The organism is Stenotrophomonas sp. 220_Sma, from assembly GCF_056487375.1.
In genome coordinates, this window is sequence record NZ_CM151348.1 from 705,294 (window position 1) to 722,546 (window position 17,253).

The 17,253-nt window shown below is 67.3% G+C and carries 14 protein-coding genes and 1 pseudogene; all 15 read left to right on the forward strand.

From position 1 onward, the window contains the following. Window positions 1-298 precede the first annotated feature (298 nt). Window positions 299-745, forward strand: a complete 447-nt coding sequence (mraZ, locus tag ACZLIB_RS03285) for a division/cell wall cluster transcriptional repressor MraZ (protein WP_004143635.1) — start codon at window positions 299-301, stop codon at window positions 743-745. A 14-nt stretch (window positions 746-759) separates the two neighbouring features. Beyond that, window positions 760-1,728 carry a 16S rRNA (cytosine(1402)-N(4))-methyltransferase RsmH gene (gene rsmH / locus ACZLIB_RS03290; protein WP_478469167.1) on the forward strand — a complete coding sequence of 323 codons (969 nt, stop codon included), beginning with the start codon at window positions 760-762 and terminating at the stop codon, window positions 1,726-1,728. Beyond that, complete coding sequence (gene ftsL / locus ACZLIB_RS03295; protein ID WP_005412242.1) at window positions 1,725-1,988, forward strand: cell division protein FtsL; 264 nt, start codon at window positions 1,725-1,727, stop codon at window positions 1,986-1,988. Before rsmH ends, ftsL begins: the two co-directional genes overlap by 4 nt. After that, window positions 1,985-3,829 (forward strand): peptidoglycan D,D-transpeptidase FtsI family protein, encoded by a 1,845-nt coding sequence (locus ACZLIB_RS03300; protein WP_121504875.1) that lies wholly within the window; start codon window positions 1,985-1,987, stop codon window positions 3,827-3,829. Before ftsL ends, ACZLIB_RS03300 begins: the two co-directional genes overlap by 4 nt. Then, window positions 3,826-5,334: a UDP-N-acetylmuramoyl-L-alanyl-D-glutamate--2,6-diaminopimelate ligase gene (locus tag ACZLIB_RS03305; RefSeq protein WP_478469169.1), complete on the forward strand. Its 1,509-nt coding sequence runs from the start codon at window positions 3,826-3,828 to the stop codon at window positions 5,332-5,334. Before ACZLIB_RS03300 ends, ACZLIB_RS03305 begins: the two co-directional genes overlap by 4 nt. Then, window positions 5,331-6,725 carry a UDP-N-acetylmuramoyl-tripeptide--D-alanyl-D-alanine ligase gene (locus ACZLIB_RS03310; RefSeq protein WP_478469171.1) on the forward strand — a complete coding sequence of 465 codons (1,395 nt, stop codon included), beginning with the start codon at window positions 5,331-5,333 and terminating at the stop codon, window positions 6,723-6,725. The genes ACZLIB_RS03305 and ACZLIB_RS03310 overlap by 4 nt, the downstream gene beginning before the upstream one ends. Next, complete coding sequence (gene mraY, locus ACZLIB_RS03315) at window positions 6,715-7,800, forward strand: phospho-N-acetylmuramoyl-pentapeptide-transferase (RefSeq protein WP_010481929.1); 1,086 nt, start codon at window positions 6,715-6,717, stop codon at window positions 7,798-7,800. Before ACZLIB_RS03310 ends, mraY begins: the two co-directional genes overlap by 11 nt. A 1-nt stretch (window position 7,801) precedes the next feature. Further along, window positions 7,802-9,124, forward strand: coding sequence for a putative lipid II flippase FtsW (gene ftsW, locus ACZLIB_RS03320; RefSeq protein ID WP_049399807.1), 1,323 nt, complete (start codon window positions 7,802-7,804; stop codon window positions 9,122-9,124). Continuing rightward, the gene (gene murG, locus ACZLIB_RS03325; RefSeq protein WP_049425028.1) at window positions 9,121-10,209 is read left to right on the forward strand and encodes an undecaprenyldiphospho-muramoylpentapeptide beta-N-acetylglucosaminyltransferase; all 1,089 of its coding nucleotides are present in this window, start codon (window positions 9,121-9,123) and stop codon (window positions 10,207-10,209) included. The genes ftsW and murG overlap by 4 nt, the downstream gene beginning before the upstream one ends. 40 nt (window positions 10,210-10,249) lie before the next feature. After that, window positions 10,250-11,686 carry a UDP-N-acetylmuramate--L-alanine ligase gene (murC, locus tag ACZLIB_RS03330; protein WP_012510048.1) on the forward strand — a complete coding sequence of 479 codons (1,437 nt, stop codon included), beginning with the start codon at window positions 10,250-10,252 and terminating at the stop codon, window positions 11,684-11,686. Then, entirely contained in the window at window positions 11,683-12,645 is a 963-nt protein-coding gene (locus ACZLIB_RS03335; RefSeq protein WP_049399805.1) for a D-alanine--D-alanine ligase, read from the forward strand. Before murC ends, ACZLIB_RS03335 begins: the two co-directional genes overlap by 4 nt. Next, window positions 12,642-13,319, forward strand: a pseudogene (locus ACZLIB_RS03340) (cell division protein FtsQ/DivIB); the annotation flags it as partial. The gene ACZLIB_RS03335 and the pseudogene ACZLIB_RS03340, both read left to right, overlap by 4 nt. 68 nt (window positions 13,320-13,387) lie before the next feature. Then, window positions 13,388-14,623, forward strand: coding sequence for a cell division protein FtsA (gene ftsA, locus ACZLIB_RS03345; RefSeq protein WP_005408083.1), 1,236 nt, complete (start codon window positions 13,388-13,390; stop codon window positions 14,621-14,623). Between the two features lie 170 nt (window positions 14,624-14,793). Further along, window positions 14,794-16,029, forward strand: a complete 1,236-nt coding sequence (gene ftsZ, locus ACZLIB_RS03350) for a cell division protein FtsZ (RefSeq protein ID WP_043397963.1) — start codon at window positions 14,794-14,796, stop codon at window positions 16,027-16,029. Between the two features lie 205 nt (window positions 16,030-16,234). Further along, on the forward strand, window positions 16,235-17,146 hold the full coding sequence (gene lpxC / locus ACZLIB_RS03355) for a UDP-3-O-acyl-N-acetylglucosamine deacetylase (RefSeq protein WP_005408085.1): 912 nt from the start codon (window positions 16,235-16,237) through the stop codon (window positions 17,144-17,146). Window positions 17,147-17,253: the final 107 nt, after the last annotated feature.

Sequence of the window (17,253 nt, forward strand, 5' to 3'; positions counted from 1 at the left end):
GTCTGGCGCCGCTTCCAGCCCGTTTTGGATGAATGCGCGGCCGATGTTTCACGCGCTGTCCACAGCCCTGAACTTCCGTTCAATCTCAAAAATTGAGACGGATCAGCAACTTGTGGATAAGCCTTGAACAATTCTCTAAAGGTTGTTGCAAGCCATTGATGTGGCTGGCGATTTCCCCGCTGAAAAGTTGTTGACAACCCTTCGGCCGCTGCTAAGGTGGGCATCAGAGGGAAATCCGGGTGTTTTGTGGGTTTTCGTGGTTCAATGTTTCACCGGGCGAAGGATAGGTGCACGCGTCGTGTTCCAGGGCGAGACGGCCATCACAGTTGACGATAAAGGGCGCATGGCGGTTCCCACCGCTTACCGCGACCTCGTCGCGCGCGCCAGCAACAACCGTCTCGTGCTGACCTACAACCCGTTCGAAGCCGGCTGCCTGTGGCTGTATGCAGAGTCGGAATGGGAGCGGGTCCGCGACGACGTGATGTCCAAGCCCAACACCCAGCGCGTCGTGCGCCTGTTGCAGCAGAAGCTGGTCGGCTCGGCCGCCCATCTTGAGCTGGACGGCAACGGTCGCATCAGCATCCCCGCCAGCCACCGCGGTGCGGTGGGCATTGAGAAGAAGGCGGTATTGCTCGGTATGGGCGACAAGTTCGAATTGTGGAGCGAGCAGGCGCATCGGGCCCTGATCCAGCAGACATTGTCTGACGAGGATCTGGGTGATGGGTTGCTCGACCTGAAGTTGTGAGCCGGGGTGCCCGGATGCGCCCAGAAGCGCAGGCCGGTCACCTTCCGGTGTCGCAGTCGCCGGCGGTGCACCTGCCGGTCCTGTACACCCAGGTCCTTGAAGGCCTGAGGGTGATCGAAAACGGACGTTATCTGGATGGCACGTTCGGTCGTGGCGGTCATGCACGTGGCGTGCTCACCCAGCTCGGTCCCGAGGGGCGCCTGCTGGTCATGGACAAGGATCCGGAAGCCATCGCCGTAGCCGAGCGCGATTTCGCGCTGGACCCGCGCGTGTCCATCTTCCGTGGCAGCTTCGCCCAGCTGCTGCAGTGGGATGCGACGGCTGAAGGCCTGGACGGCGTCCTGTTCGACCTGGGCGTGTCGTCGCCGCAGCTGGACGTGGCCGAGCGTGGCTTCAGCTTCGGCAAGGACGGCCCGCTGGACATGCGCATGGACCCGGACAGCGGTGAAAGCGCCGCGCAGTGGATCAACCGCGTCGAAGATCGCGAGATTGCCGACGTGCTGTGGACCTACGGCGAAGAGCGCCAGAGCCGCCGTATCGCCCGTGCCATCGTGGCGCGCCGCGAGAAGCAGCCGTTCACCCGCACCGCAGAACTGGCCGAGCTGATCGCCTCGGTGATGCCGCGTGGCAAGGACAAGATCCACCCGGCCACGCGCAGCTTCCAGGCCATCCGCATCCACATCAACCGCGAGCTGGCCGATCTGGAAGCCGGGCTCGATGCGGCCGTGGAACGGCTCAAGCCCGGCGGCCGCCTGGCGATCATCAGCTTCCACTCGCTGGAAGATCGAATCGTCAAGCAGTACATGAACCGCCTGGCCAAGGCGCCGCCGGCCAACCGCCGCCTGCCCGAGGCGGAGGTGTTCGTACCGACGCTGGATCTGATCGGCGGTGCCATCAAGGCCACCGACGAAGAACTGGCGGCCAACCCGCGTGCCCGCAGCGCCGTGCTGCGCGTGGCCCAGAAGCGGGAGGCTGATGCATGAGCCGGCTGCTGCTGATCATCCTGTTGGCCTCGACCGTGGCCTCGGCGATCGGCGTCGTGTTCGTGCGTCACCGTCACCGGCAGACGTTCATCGAGCTGTCGCGCGCTGAGCGCAAGCGCGATGACATCAATCTGGAATTCGGCCGCCTGCAACTGGAACAGGCCACCTTGGCCGAAGCCAACCGTGTGGATCGCATCGCCCGCGAGAAGCTTGGCATGAAGTTCCCCGAGGCCGCCGACATCGTGGTGGTGCGCCCATGAGCAAGACCGGCCGCAACCGCCCCCGCAACGCCTTCAACCTGCGCCAGCGCCTGCGTTGGGTTGCCCTGGCGCTCGGCCTGTGCTCGGTGTCGCTGGTCGGCCGCGCGGCCTACGTGCAGATCATCAACAGCGACTTCTACCAGCGCCAGGGTGAGGCCCGCTACCTGCGCGAGCTGCCGATCAAGACCTCGCGCGGCATGATCACCGACCGCAACGGCGAGCCGCTGGCGGTGTCGACCCCGGTCGCTTCGATCTGGGTCAACCCGCAGGACCTGCTGCGTTCGCCTGAGCGCATCCCTGAGCTGGCCCAGGCGGTCGGCATGTCGGTGGATGAACTGAGCAGCCGCCTGTCGCAGAAGTCGGACAAGGAATTCATGTACCTGCGCCGCCGGATCAATCCGGACGAGGCAGAGAAGGTGGTCGCGCTGAAGATTCCGGGCGTGGCCGCGCAGCGCGAGTTCCGCCGCTTCTACCCGCAGGGTGAGGCGATGGCGCACGTGCTGGGCTTCACCAACATCGACGACCGCGGCCAGGAAGGCCTGGAGCTGGCGTTCGACGAATGGCTGCGCGGCAAGGCCGGTGCCAAGCGGGTGATCCGCAACCGCAAGGGCGAGACCGTCGAAAGCGATCTGCTGCGCGCCGCCGAACCGGGCAAGGACCTGACCCTCAGCATCGACCGCCGCATCCAGTACCTGGCGTTCAAGGAACTGCGCAACGCGCTGGTGGCCAACAAGGCGGCCGGCGGTTCGATGGTGATCATGGACGTGACCACCGGCGAGATCCTGGCCATGGTCAACCTGCCGACCTACAACCCGAATTCGCTGACCGGCGCGCTGCCCGATGCGCGCCGTAACCGTGCAGTGACCGACCTGGTCGAGCCGGGTTCGACGATGAAGCCGTTGACCATCGCCACCGCGCTGCAGGCCGGTGCGGTGACCAAGGACACCATCATCGATACCAACCCGGGTTACATGACCCTGGGCCGCTTCACCATCCGCGACGTGCCGCGCAACAACGGCGTGCTGAACGTGACAGGCGTGATCACCCGCAGTTCGAACGTGGGCGCGGCCAAGGTCGCGGCGAAGATGCCGGACCAGGTGTTCTACGACGGCGTGCGTCGCTTCGGCTACGGCTCGGTGCCGCACAGCGGCTTCCCGGGTGAATCCGGCGGCGTCGTACTGCGCCCGGCACGCTGGTCGGGCACCACCAAGACCACCATGTCCTACGGCTACGGCCTGAACGTCACCCCTCTGCAGATCGCTACTGCCTATTCGGCGTTGGCCAATGGCGGCAAGTTGATCGCGCCGACCTTCGTCAAGGGCCAGCGCAACGAAGGCCAGCAGATCATCGATGAGAACGTCGCCAAACAGGTGGTGGCGATGATGGAAACCGTGGTCACCCAGGGCGGCGCCAAGCAGGCAGCGGTGCTGGGTTACCGCGTGGCCGGCAAGACCGGTACCGCGCGCAAGGCCGGCCCCGGCGGTTACGAGCGTGGCCATTACAACGCGCTGTTCGCCGGCGTGGTGCCAGCCACCAACCCGCGCTTCGCCACCGTCATCGTCATCAACGACCCGCAGGCCGGCAAGTTCTACGGTGGCCTGGTGTCGGCGCCGGTCTACCACAACGTGATGGAAGGCACCCTGCGCCTGATGGACGTGCCGCTGGACGACCTGCAGTCGTGGCTGGCCGCACAGCAGTCCGGCAAGGTCGGCCATTCGGCCTCGATCCTGCCCGCGCCGCCGGCCGAGGCCGCGCTGCCGGTGGATGCCGCCGCTGAATTCGACGCTGCGCTGCCCAGCGCGCAAGCCCAGACGCCGCCCGCTACGGGAGGCACGCAATGAGTCCTTCGATGTTGCTTTCGCAGTTGCTTCCGGATGTGGCCCTGGCGGGCCACGATCCCGTTTTGACCGGCCTGGTGCTGGACAGCCGCGCCGTGCGCCCCGGCAATGCCTTCGTCGCCATCGCCGGTTTCGGCGCGCATGGCCTGGGCTTTGTCGAGCAGGCCCGTGCGGCCGGCGCTGGCGCCATCCTGTTCGAACCGCCGGCACCGGTCGAACTGCCGGCACCGGACGATGCGATCGCTGTGCCGGGCCTGCGCGCGCGCATGGGTGCGATGGCCGACCAGTTCCATGGCGCACCGTCGCGGGCGATGGCGATGGTGGGCGTGACCGGCACCAACGGCAAGACCTCCACCGTGCAGCTGCTGGCCCAGGCCTGGCACCTGCTCGGAACGCCCAGTGGCAGTATCGGCACGTTGGGCGCCGGACTTTATGGTTCGGTTGAGCCGACCGGTTTCACTACGCCGCTGGTGCTGCAGATGCATGCGCTGCTGGCGCAGCTGCGTGATGCCGGTGCGCGCGCGGTAGCGATGGAAGTCAGCTCGCACGCGCTGGACCAGGGCCGCGTGGATGCGGTGCACTACGACGTGGCGGTGTTCACCAACCTCACCCGCGACCATCTGGACTACCACGGCGACATGGCCAGCTACGGCGCGGCCAAGGCGCGGCTGTTCCATCGTCCGGGCCTGAAGGCCGCGGTGATCAATCTTGACGACGCGTTCGGTCGCCAGCTGTTCGCCGGCCTCCCGGCGGGTGTGCAGCCGATCGGCCTGAGCTCGCGCGGTGCCGACGGCGCCAGCGTGCGCGCCGAAGCGCTGCAGCTGGACGGCCGGGGCATCGCCTTCGAACTGGTCGTCGACGACCAGCGCGCGGCGGTGCAGTCGCCTTTGCTGGGCCGCTTCAACGTGGACAACCTGCTGGCCGTGGCCGGTACCCTGCACGCGCAGGGTCAGCCGCTGCCGCGCATTGCCGAGGTGTTGTCGGCGCTGCAGCCGATCCGTGGCCGCATGAACCGCCTGGGCGGCGAAGACGGCCTGCCGACCGTGGTGGTCGATTACGCGCATACCCCGGACGCACTGGAACAGGCGCTGGACAGCCTGCACGGCCACCTGCAGGGCACGCTGTTCTGCGTGTTCGGCTGCGGTGGCGAGCGTGATACCGGCAAGCGCCCGCAGATGGCCGCGATCGCCGAGCGCTTGGCCAACCAGGTCATCGTCACCGACGACAATCCGCGTGGCGAAGATGGCGACGTGATCGTGGCCGACATCCTGGCCGGCTTCACCGATGCCTCCGCCGTGACCGTGCAGCGCAGCCGCGCGCGTGCGATCGGCCTGGCGGTGAAGCGTGCCGGTGCCGGCGACATCATCCTGATCGCCGGCAAGGGCCACGAGCCGTACCAGGAAGTGAATGGCGTGCGCCATGACTTCGACGACACCGAAGTGGCCGCCGCTGCGTTGGCCGCCAAGGCCGGTGTGCTCAGCGCGCAGGCCGGGGAGGGCATCGCATGAAGTGCACCCTGCTTTCGCTGATCGCGCACTGGGCCGGCGGCGAGATCCATGGCGATGACGTGGCCATCGATGCGGTCAGCAATGACACCCGCAGCCTCGGCCCGGGCAGCCTGTATGTAGCGCTGCGCGGCGAGCGTTTCGATGGCCATGACTTTGCCGCCGACGCACAGGCGCGCGGTGCCAGCGCGCTGCTGGTCGAGCGCCTGCTGCCGATCGAACTGCCGCAGGTGCTGGTGGCCGACAGCGAACTGGCGCTGGCGAAGATCGCCACCGGCATGCAGCGTGACCGTGATACCGAGGTGTTCGCGATCACCGGCAGCAACGGCAAGACCAGCGTGAAGAGCCTGCTGCTGTCGATCCTGCAGCAGGTGGCCCGTCATGCGCACAAGGTGGTCTACGCCAACCCGGGCAACCGCAACAACGAGATCGGCCTGCCGCTGGCAGTGATCGATGCCCCGGAAGATGCCGACTACGCTGTCTACGAGATGGGCGCGGGCAAGCCGGGTGACATCGCCTACCTGACCGACATCGCCCGCCCGCGCTATGCGCTGGTCAACAACATCGCCCCGGCGCACCTGGAACGCATGGGTAGCCTGCTCGGCGTGGCAGTGACCAAGGGCGCGATCTATGCCGCGCTGCCGGCCGATGGCGTGGCCGTGATCAACGTCGACGATGCCTACGGCCGCTGGTTCGAACAGCACTTCGTCGGCACCCCGCCGCGCAGCCGTGTGCTGCGCTATGGCCTGGAGCACACCGCGGACATCACCGCGCGCGACATCCGCGCCGGCGCGCAGGGCAGCCAGTTCACCCTGGTCGCACCGGGCGGCGAAGCCCGCGTGGTGCTGGGCCTGCCGGGTCGCCACAACGTCAGCAATGCGCTGGCCGCTGCCAGCCTGGCGCTGGCCGCCGGTGTCGATCTGGCGCTGATCGCGGCCGGCCTGGCCGAAGCACAGCCGGTACCGGGCCGCCAGATCGCCCATCAGCTGCGCAACGGCGCGGTGCTGGTGGACGACAGTTACAACGCCAACCCCGGTTCGCTGGCCGCGGCCATCGACGCCCTGGCCGCCGCGCCGGAAGAGGGTTGGCTGGTGCTGGGCGACATGCGCGAGCTGGGTCCGGACGCCGAAGCGCTGCACGCGCAGGCAGGGCTCCGCGCGCGCGCTGCTGGCCTCAAGCGCCTGTATGCGCTGGGCCCGCTCAGCGCCGCTGCCGCCACCGCCTTCGGTGAAGGCGGCCGTCATTTCGCCACCCATGACGCGCTGTCGCAGGCGCTGAAGGACGAGCTGCACGCCGGCGTGCGCTGCCTGGTCAAGGGTTCCCGTGGCAGCGCCATGGACACGATTGTCAAAGCGCTGCTGGCGCAAGGAGAGGAATCCCCGCATGTTGTATGAACTGGCTCGATGGTTGCAGCAGTTGGAGAGCCTGTTCGGGCTGTTCAACTACCAGACGTTCCGCGCCATCCTTGCCGCGCTGACGGCCCTGTTCCTGTCGCTGTGGCTCGGCCCGGCGATGATCCGCAAGCTTGCCCAGTTCAAGGGCGGCCAGCCGATCCGCAAGGACGGTCCGCAGACCCATTTCTCCAAGGCCGGTACGCCGACCATGGGCGGTTCGCTGATCCTGCTCACCATCACCCTGTCGGTGCTGATGTGGGCCGACCTGCGCAACCGCTACGTGTGGCTGGTGCTGGCGGTGATGCTGTGCTTCGGCGCCATCGGCTGGTATGACGACTGGATCAAGATCGTCCGCCGCGACCCGAACGGCCTGAAGTCGCGCTGGAAGTACCTGCTGCAGTCGATCTTCGGCCTGGCCGCGGGCCTGTTCCTGTTCTACACGGCCGACGTGCCCGCAGCACTGACCTTCTACATCCCGATGTTCAAGTCGATCGCGCTGCCGCTGGCCGGCATCGGATTCGTGGCCATCGCCTACTTCTGGATCGTCGGCTTCTCCAACGCGGTGAACCTGACCGACGGCCTGGACGGCCTGGCGATCATGCCGACCGTGCTGGTGGCCTGCGCACTGGGCGTGTTCGCCTACGCCTCGGGCAACGTGGTGTTTGCCAACTACCTGCAGATCCCGCAGATCCCGGGCGCCGGCGAGCTGGTCATCATCTGCGCGGCCATTGCCGGTGCGGGCCTGGGGTTCCTGTGGTTCAACACCTATCCGGCCATGGTGTTCATGGGCGACATCGGCGCGCTGGCGCTGGGTGCGGTGCTGGGTACGATCGCAGTGATCACCCGCCAGGAGCTGGTGCTGGTGATCATGGGCGGCGTGTTCGTCATCGAAACGCTGTCGGTGATGATCCAGGTCGCCTCGTTCAAGCTGACCGGCAAGCGCGTGTTCCGCATGGCGCCGATCCACCACCACTTCGAACTGAAGGGTTGGCCGGAGCCGCGCGTGATCGTGCGCTTCTGGATCATCTCCGTCGTGCTCGTGCTGATCGGCCTGGCCACGTTGAAGGTGCGCTGAGATGAACGACCTGTCCCGCCAGGCAACACGCCTTGAAGCCATCGAAGGCAGCTACGACAAGTGGCTGCTGGGCGCGATCATTGCGCTCACGGGCATCGGCGTGGTGATGGTGGCGTCCAGCTCGATCGCTCTGATGAGCAGCCCGTTCTACTACCTCAACCGCCACCTGATCTTCCTGGCGGTGGGTATCGTGCTGGCGGTCGTAGCCGCCCGCACTGAACTGAAGTCCATCGAGCAGTACAACCAGATGCTGCTGCTGGGCTGCTTCGTGCTGCTGCTGGCGGTGTTCGCACCGGGCCTGGGCAGCACGGTCAACGGCGCACGCCGCTGGATCAATCTGGGCATCTCCAAGTTCCAGACGGTGGAAGCGGTGAAGGTGCTCTATATCGTCTGGCTGTCCAGCTACCTGGTGCGCTTCCGCGACGAGGTCAACGCGACCTGGCCGGCGATGCTCAAGCCACTGGGCGTGGCCGGTGCGCTGGTGCTGTTGCTGCTGCTGCAGCCGGACTTCGGTTCCTCGACCCTGCTGCTGGCGATCACCGCCGGCATGCTGGTGCTGGGCGGTGTGAACATGCCGCGCATGTCGATGCCGGTGATCATCGGCCTGGTCGGCATGAGCGCGCTGGCGATCATCGAACCGTACCGCATGCGCCGCATCACCTCCTTCCTCGACCCGTGGGCCGACCAGCAGGGCGACGGCTACCAGCTGTCCAACGCGCTGATGGCCGTGGGCCGCGGCGAGTGGACCGGCGTTGGCCTGGGCAACTCGGTGCAGAAGCTGTACTACCTGCCGGAAGCACATACCGACTTCATCTTCTCGGTTACTGCCGAGGAATTCGGTTTCCTCGGCACCTGCGTGATCGTGGCCCTGTACGCGCTGCTGGTCGGCCGCACGTTCTGGCTGGGCATGCGCTGCGTGGAAATGAAGCGCCACTTCTCCGGTTACATCGCCTTCGGCATCGGCCTGTGGATCAGCATGCAGACCTTCGTCTCGATCGGCGTGAACCTGGGCATCCTGCCGACCAAGGGCCTGACCCTGCCGCTGATCTCCTCCGGCGGTTCGTCGGTGCTGATGACCTGCGTGGCGATGGGCCTGCTGTTGCGCGTCTCCTATGAGCTCAAGCGCGCCGAGCGTCGCCAGGCCGTGCGCATCGGCGGTGGCGACGAGGCCGTGGCCGATGCACCCGTGGACGCGCCGGCCGCACCGGCTGCGGCCAGCGTGCCGATGAGCGCCGAGCCGACGGCTGCCGCTGCAGCGAACGCCGCACGCGGTACCAGCCGCCTGCAGTCGCGCATCGAACCGACCTTCGGGAGGCTGTCATGAGCGCAGCCACCGATAACGTGCGCCCGGTGATGATCCTGGCCGGTGGCACCGGCGGTCACATCTTCCCCGGCCTGGCCGTGGCCCGCGTGCTGCGCGCGCGCGGCGTACCGGTCACCTGGATGGGCGCCGATGGTGCGATGGAAACCCGCCTGGTGCCGCAGCACGACATTCCGATCGACACGCTGGCCATCACCGGCCTGCGCGGCAAAGGCAAGCTGGCCCTGCTGGGCGCGCCGTGGCGGCTGATGCGCGCGCTGCGCGCGGCCGGCATGATCATCCGCAAGCGCCAGCCGCGTGCGGTGGTCGCCTTCGGTGGTTTCGCGTCCGGCCCGGGGGGCATGGCCACACGCCTGCATGGCCTGCCGCTGCTGGTGCACGAACAGAATCGCGCTCCCGGCATGACCAACCGCATCCTGTCGCGCTATGCGCGCCGGCTGCTGACCGGCTTCCCGGGCACCTTCGCCAAGGGCGAGGAGTTCGTCGGCAACCCGGTACGTGCGGAGATCGCCGCCATCGCACCGCCGGAACAGCGTTTCGCTGACCGCCAGGGCCCGCTGCGCGTGCTGGTGGTCGGTGGCAGCCAGGGCGCGCGTGCGCTCAACACCGGCGTGCCGCAGGCCATCGCTGCGCTGGGTGCCACGGTGCCGGTGCAGGTACGCCACCAGAGTGGCGAAAAAATGCATGCCGAAGCGGTCGAGGCATATGCCAAGGCCGGCGTGCAGGCTGAAATCACGCCGTTCATCGCCGACATGGCCGAGGCCTTTGCCTGGGCCGATCTGGTGGTGTGCCGTGCGGGCGCTTCGACGCTGGCCGAGCTGTGCGCGGTGGGTGTCGGCAGCGTGCTGGTGCCTTTCCCCGCTGCTGTCGACGATCACCAGACCCGCAATGCGGAGTACCTGGTCGAGCGCGGCGCGGCGGTTTTGCTGAAGCAGGACGGAACGCTGGCCGACGGCATTGCCGCACTGCTGCGCGATCTGTCCGAAAATCCCGCCCGCCGCATGCAGATGGCGCAAGCCGCGCGTGCCCTGGCCAAGGTCGATGCCGCCGAGCGCATCGCCGATATCATTCTTGAGGAAGCTGTATGAAGAAGGCATGCCACCGCGCCTGCCCTGCGCGAGGCCGCGCATGATCCGTCGCCTGCACGACACCAACGACCTGGTGCGCGCGTTCCCGCGCGTGCATTTCGTCGGCATCGGCGGCACCGGCATGAGCGGTATCGCCGAAGTGATGCTGACGCTGGGCTATGAGGTGTCCGGCTCGGACAACGCCGACAACGTGGCGACCCGTCGCCTGGCCAGCCTGGGTGCGCGCATCATGCGCGGCCACTCCGCAGCCAACGTGCTGGGCACCGACTGCGTGGTGGTCTCCAGTGCCATCCGCGAAGACAACCCGGAACTGATGGAAGCGCGCAGCCAGCGCATTCCGATCATGCCGCGTGCGGCGATGCTGGCCGAGCTGATGCGCTTCCGCCGCGGCATCGCGGTGGCCGGTACCCATGGCAAGACCACCACCACCAGCCTCACCGCTGCAGTGCTGAGCGAAGGTGGCCTGGACCCGACGTTCGTGATCGGAGGCCAGCTGCTGGCCGCCGGTGCCAACGCCAAGCTGGGTGGTGGCCAGTGGCTGGTGGCCGAGGCTGACGAAAGCGATGGCAGCTTCCTGCGCCTGAATCCGCTGATGTCGATCATCACCAACATTGATGCCGACCACCTGGAGAACTACGGCAACGACTTTGCCCGCGTGCAGGCGGCGTTCGCCGAGTTCCTGCAGCGCCTGCCGTTCTACGGCCTGGCGGTGCTGTGCATCGACGATCCAGAAGTCGCGGCTCTGGCTGCCAAGACCCCGCGCCACGTGATGAGCTACGGCATGAGCCCGCAGGCCGACGTGCGCGCCGAGAACGTGGTGCAGGAAGGCTCGCGCATGCGCTTCACCCTGCGCCTGCCGCAGGGCACCAGCCAGGAAGTGGTGCTGGCGCTGCCGGGCAAGCACAACGTACTCAACGCGCTGGCCGCCGCTGCGGTGGGCTGGCAGCTGGGCGTGGCACCGGACGCGATCGCGCGCGCACTGGAAGGCTTCGCCGGTGTCGGCCGTCGCTTCAACGATCTGGGCGAAGTGACCACCGCCAGCGGCGCCAAGGTCCGCATCATCGACGACTACGGTCATCACCCGAGCGAGTTGGAAGCGGTGTTCGCCGCCGCCCGTGGTGGCTGGGCCGACAAGCGCCTGGTGGTGGCCTTCCAGCCGCACCGCTACAGCCGTACCCGCGACCAGTTCGACAAGTTCGCCGCGGTGCTGTCCAGCGTCGATGCACTGGTGCTGAGCGAGGTCTACCCGGCCGGCGAGGAACCGATTGCTGGTGCCGATTCGCATGCGTTGGCCCGCGCGATCCGTGCGCGTGGCCGCAGCGAGCCGGTGGTGGTGGGCAAGGCCGCCGAGCTGGCCAGCGTGCTGCCGGACGTGCTGCAGGACGGTGACCTGCTGCTGATGATGGGTGCCGGCGACATCGGTGCCGTGGCCACCCATATCGCGGTGGAAGGCTTCAAGGGGGAGGGCGAGGCGTGAGCGCGCTGACCTTCCCGCCGCTGCGCGTGACCGACCCGGCCGTGTTCGGCCGCGTCGCCGTGCTGCTCGGTGGCAGTTCCAGCGAACGCGAGGTGTCGCTGGACTCCGGCCGCAACGTACTGGAGGCGCTGCAGTCGCGCGGCGTCGATGCGTTCGCGGTGGATGGCATTCCGGCGCTGGCCAAGGCGCTCGCCGCCGGTGGCATCGATCGCGTGTTCAACATCCTGCATGGCCACAACGGTGGCGGTGAGGACGGCATCGTGCAGGGCCTGATGGATGCCTTCGGCGTGCCGTACACCGGCTCGAACGTGCTGGGCTCGGCGCTGAGCATGGACAAGATCCGCACCAAGCAGGTATGGCTGTCGCTGGGCCTGCCCACCCCGCAGTACCGGAAGGTGGACGCGACCACGGTGCATGCACTGGCAGCCGAACTGGGCCTGCCGGTAGTGGTGAAGCCGGCCAATGAAGGCTCCAGCGTGGGTATCAGCCGGGTCACCGACGACGCCGGCCTCGATGAAGCCGTGGCGCTGGCCGCGCGCTACGACGGCCAGCTGCTGATGGAACAGATGGTGGTCGGCGACGAACTGACCGTGGCCATCCTCGGCGATGTCGCGCTGCCGTCGATCCGCATCGTGCCCAAGGGCCAGTGGTACGACTACAACGCCAAGTACATCGCCGAGGACACCCAGTACCTGTGCCCAGGCCTGGACGGTGACGACGAAGAGGAAATCCGCCGCATCGCGCTGGCCGCGTTCCGTGCCGCCGGCTGCCGTGGCTGGGGCCGCGTAGACGTGATGCGCGATCGCAGCAGCGGCCGCTTCTTCCTGCTGGAAGTGAATACCGCGCCGGGCATGACCAGCCATTCGCTGGTGCCCAAGGCCGCAGGCCAGGCCGGCATCAGCTTCGAAGAGCTGGTGTGGCGCGTGCTGGAACAGACCCTGGAGGCCTCGCACGCATGAACGCGGTGCTGCGCATCTTCGTCTGGCTGTTGGCGCTGTCGGTGGTTGCACTGCCGGTGGTGGCCGTGGTCAATGGCTGGGTCGGCGCCGAGCGCTGGCCGCTGGCGAAGCTGCGCGTGCATGGTGAGTTCAAGCGAGTGCCGGCCGAGCAGTTGCAGCAGGTGCTGCTGCCGTACGCGCACGCGGGCTTCTTCGCGGTCAAGCTGCAGGACGCGCAGGACGCCCTGGAGCAGCTGCCGTGGGTGGAAAGCGCGCAGGTGCGCAAGCAGTGGCCGGACGTGCTGGAAGTGACCCTGGTCGAGCACAAGCCGTTCGCGCGCTGGGGCAACGACCGCCTGGTTTCCGAGCAGGGCAAGTTGTTCCCCACGCCGAAGAAGCTGGCCGATCTGGCGCTGCCCGAACTGGACGGCCCCGACAGCCAGACCGAAGAAGTGATGAAGCTGTACAGCGACTCGCGTGCATTGTTCGCACCGGCCGGCGTCGACGTGCGCCGGGTGACGATGGATGCGCGCGGCAGCTGGTCGCTGGTGCTGAGCAACGGTACCGAAGTGGTGGTCGGCCGCGACGACGCGCGCTCGCGCATGCAGCGCTTCGTCAAGGTGCTGCCGCAGCTCAACCGTCAGGACGCGCCGATCGAGCGCGCCGATCTCCGTTACACCAATGGTTTCACGCTGAGCTGGGGTACCCCGGCCACGCCGGCGAAAACGCCGGCGACCCCAGCCAGCAGGACGCAGGAAAGGACATGAATCGCAAGGGTGACAAATCGCTGATCGTTGGGCTGGACATCGGCACCTCCAAGGTGGTGGCGCTGGTGGGCGAGTACTCGCCGGGCAACCCGATCGAAGTGATCGGCATCGGCTCGCACGAGTCGCGCGGGCTCAAGCGTGGCGTGGTGGTGGACATCGAATCGACCGTGCAGTCGATCCAGCGCGCGGTGGAAGAAGCCGAGCTGATGGCCGGCTGCGAGATCCGCTCGGTGTATGCCTCGATCTCCGGCAACCACGTGCAGTGCAAGAATTCGCCCGGCATCGTGCCGATCCGCGACGGCGAAGTGACCTGGGGCGACCTGGATCGCGTGCTCGATGCGGCCAAGGCCGTGGCGATTCCGGCCGACCAGAAGATCCTGCACGCGATCCCGCGCGAGTACGTGCTGGACGATTCGCAGGAAGGCATCCGCAACCCGGTCGGCATGACCGGCGTGCGCCTGGAAGTACATGCCCACCTGGTGGTGTGCGCGCAGTCGGCTGCGGCCAACATCAGCAAGTGCGTCCAGCGCTGCGGCCTGCAGGTGGACGACCTGGTGCTGTCCTCGCTGGCCTCCAGCGTGGCGGTGCTGACCGCCGACGAGCGCGAGCTTGGCGTGGTGCTGGTCGACATGGGCGCCGGCACCACCGATATCGCGGTGTTCGTGCAGGGCGCGATCTGCCACACGGCTTCGCTGCCGATCGCCGGCGACCACGTCACCAATGACATCGCGCACATGCTGCGCACGCCGACCCCGGAAGCCGAGCAGATCAAGGTGCGCTATGCCTGCGCCCTGGCCCAGCTGGCCACCGCCGAGGAAAGCATCCAGGTGCCGTCGGTGGGCGACCGCCCGCCGCGCCGCATGCCGCGCCATTCGCTGGCGCAGGCCGTGCAGGGCCGCTACGAGGAAATCTTCGAGATGGTGCAGGCCGAACTGCGCCGCTCCGGCTTCGAGGAACTGGTACGCGCCGGCATGGTGCTGACCGGTGGCGCTTCGAAGATGGAAGGCGTGGTCGAACTGGCCGAGGAGATGCTGCAGATGCCGGTTCGCGTGGGCATCCCGCAACACGTCACCGGCCTCGGCGAAGTGGTGGGCAACCCGGTGCATGCCACCGGCGTGGGCCTGCTGCTGATGGGCAGCCAGATCGAGCACCCGCGGCGGCCGTCGCTGCCGACCGGGCGCGCTGGAAGCATGTTCAAGAAACTCAAGACCTGGTTCCGCGGCGAGTTCTGACGCGGAACCCGTAACACCGGGCATCGCCCGGGCGCAGCACCCGCAGTACCCGTAGCACAACGCAACACCGGCAACACACAACCCACACAGCCGCAACGTCGGCATGCAGCAGGACGGCAGGACGCCCGAATGCCCATGCCAGCCAAAGCGGATACAACGAGGACACGGACATGGCGCATTTTGAACTGATCGAAAAGATGGCACCCAATGCGGTGATCAAGGTGGTTGGCGTGGGCGGCGGCGGCGGCAATGCCGTGGCGCACATGGTCAACTCGGCGGTGGACGGCGTGGAATTCATCACCGCCAACACCGACTCGCAGGCCATCAAGAATTGCGGTGCCAAGCTGCAGCTGCAGCTGGGTACCAACGTGACCAAGGGCCTGGGCGCAGGCGCGAACCCGGAAGTCGGCCGTCAGGCCGCGCTGGAAGACCGTGAGCGCATCATGGACGCCCTGCAGGGTGCGGACATGGTGTTCATCACCGCCGGCATGGGCGGTGGTACCGGCACCGGCGCTGCGCCGGTGGTGGCACAGCTGGCCAAGGAAATGGGCATCCTGACCGTGGCCGTGGTCACCAAGCCGTTCCCGTTCGAAGGCCGTCGCCGCATGCAGGTGGCGCTGAAGGGCATCGAGGAACTGAGCCAGCACTGCGACTCGCTGATCACCATCCCGAACGAGAAGCTGATCACCGTGCTGGGTCGCAACGCGACCATGATCCAGGCCTTCCGTGCCGCCAACGACGTGCTGCAGGGCGCCGTGCAGGGCATCGCCGACCTGATCGTGCGTCCGGGCCTGATCAACGTCGACTTCGCCGACGTGCGCACCGTCATGTCCGAAATGGGCCTGGCGATGATGGGTACCGGCACCGCCCGTGGCGATGACCGCGCCCAGGCCGCCGCCGAAGCCGCGATCCAGAACCCGCTGCTGGACGATGTGAACCTGGCCGGTGCCAACGGCATCCTGGTCAACATCACCGCCGGCGCCGACTTCACCATGGCCGAGTTCGACGAGATCGGCCGCACCATCGATGGCTTCGCTTCCGAGGACGCCACCGTGGTGGTCGGTACCGTGCTGGATCCGGACATGCAGGACGAAGTGCGCGTGACCGTGGTCGCTACCGGCCTGAACCGCGTGTCGGCCAGCAAGACCCAGCGTCCGGGCGAGCGTGCGCCGATCAAGCTGGTCCGCAATGCCACCACCGGCCAGCCGGAATTCGGTGACTTCGACAACGGCGGCGACGCCGTGTCCAAGGCCGTGGGCGGCATGGGTCTGGGCCTGCGTCGCGCCAGCAGCGATACCGCGGCAGCCTCCGCTCCCTCGGCCCCGGCCGCTTCGGCCCCGGCGGCGGCGGAACTGCCGAACGATTACCTGGACATCCCGGCGTTCCTGCGCCGCCAGGCGGACTAAGCGGGGCGCCCGGGGCTTGTCCTCCCCGGGTTGCGCCACCATGTCCTGAAAACGCGGGCGCCGGGCCAGGATGGGTCCGGCTGCCCTGCTTCACGCGTGTCCCCGCGGCGTGCCGGTGCGTCCTGCCGGCAGCCTTCACTGGCGTTTCAGCCAGGGTAGGGGAGGGCGCGTGTTAATCTAATGTGTCACTTCCGGCCCATCCCCCATGATCCAGCAACGCACCCTCAAGAACACGATCCGCGCCACCGGCGTTGGCCTGCACAGCGGTGACAAGGTCTACATGACCCTGCGCCCGGCACCGGTCAACCATGGGATCGTGTTCCGTCGCGTGGACCTGGACCCGGTGGTGGAAGTGCCGGCCAAGGCCGAACTGGTCACCGAAGTGACCCTGTGCACCGGCCTGACCTGCAACGACGCCAAGATCCAGACCGTCGAACACCTGATGTCGGCGCTGGCCGGCCTGGGTGTGGACAACATCATCGTCGAACTGTCCTCGGCCGAGCTGCCGATCATGGACGGTTCGGCCGGCCCGTTCGTGTTCCTGCTGCAGTCGGCAGGCATCGTGGAACAGGACGCGCCCAAGCGCTTCATCCGCGTGCTGAAGACCGTGGAAGTGACCGAGGGCGACAAGGTGGCCCGCTTCAGCCCGTACGAGGGCTACAAGCTGGGCTTCACCATCCAGTTCGATCACCCGATGATCCCGGCCAAGCAGTCGCGCCAGGAAATCGAGTTCTCGACGCTGGCCTACACCAAGGAAATCTCCCGCGCGCGCACCTTCGGTTTCATGCGCGACCTGGAATACATGCGCGAGCGCAACCTGGGCCTGGGCGGTTCGATGGACAATGCCATCGTGCTGGACGAGTTCCGCGTGCTCAACGAAGACGGCCTGCGCTACGCCGACGAGTTCGTGCGCCACAAGATCCTCGACGCGATCGGCGACCTCTATCTGGCCGGTGGCCAGGTGCTGGGTGCCTACGAAGGCTTCAAGTCCGGTCACGCCCTCAACAACAAGCTGGTGCGGGCGCTGATGGCCGACGCCACCGCCTGGGAATGGGTCAGCTTCGACTCGCCGGCCACCCCGGACCCGGTGGAATATGCCACTCCGGCCTACGCCTGATTCCTGTAGATCGTTGAATTGAAAGACAAAAGCGCCGCCTTCCAGGGCGGCGTTGTCGTTTCCGGCGTGTCCGGCGCATTCAGCATGCTTGACGCGTGTCAAGGCCG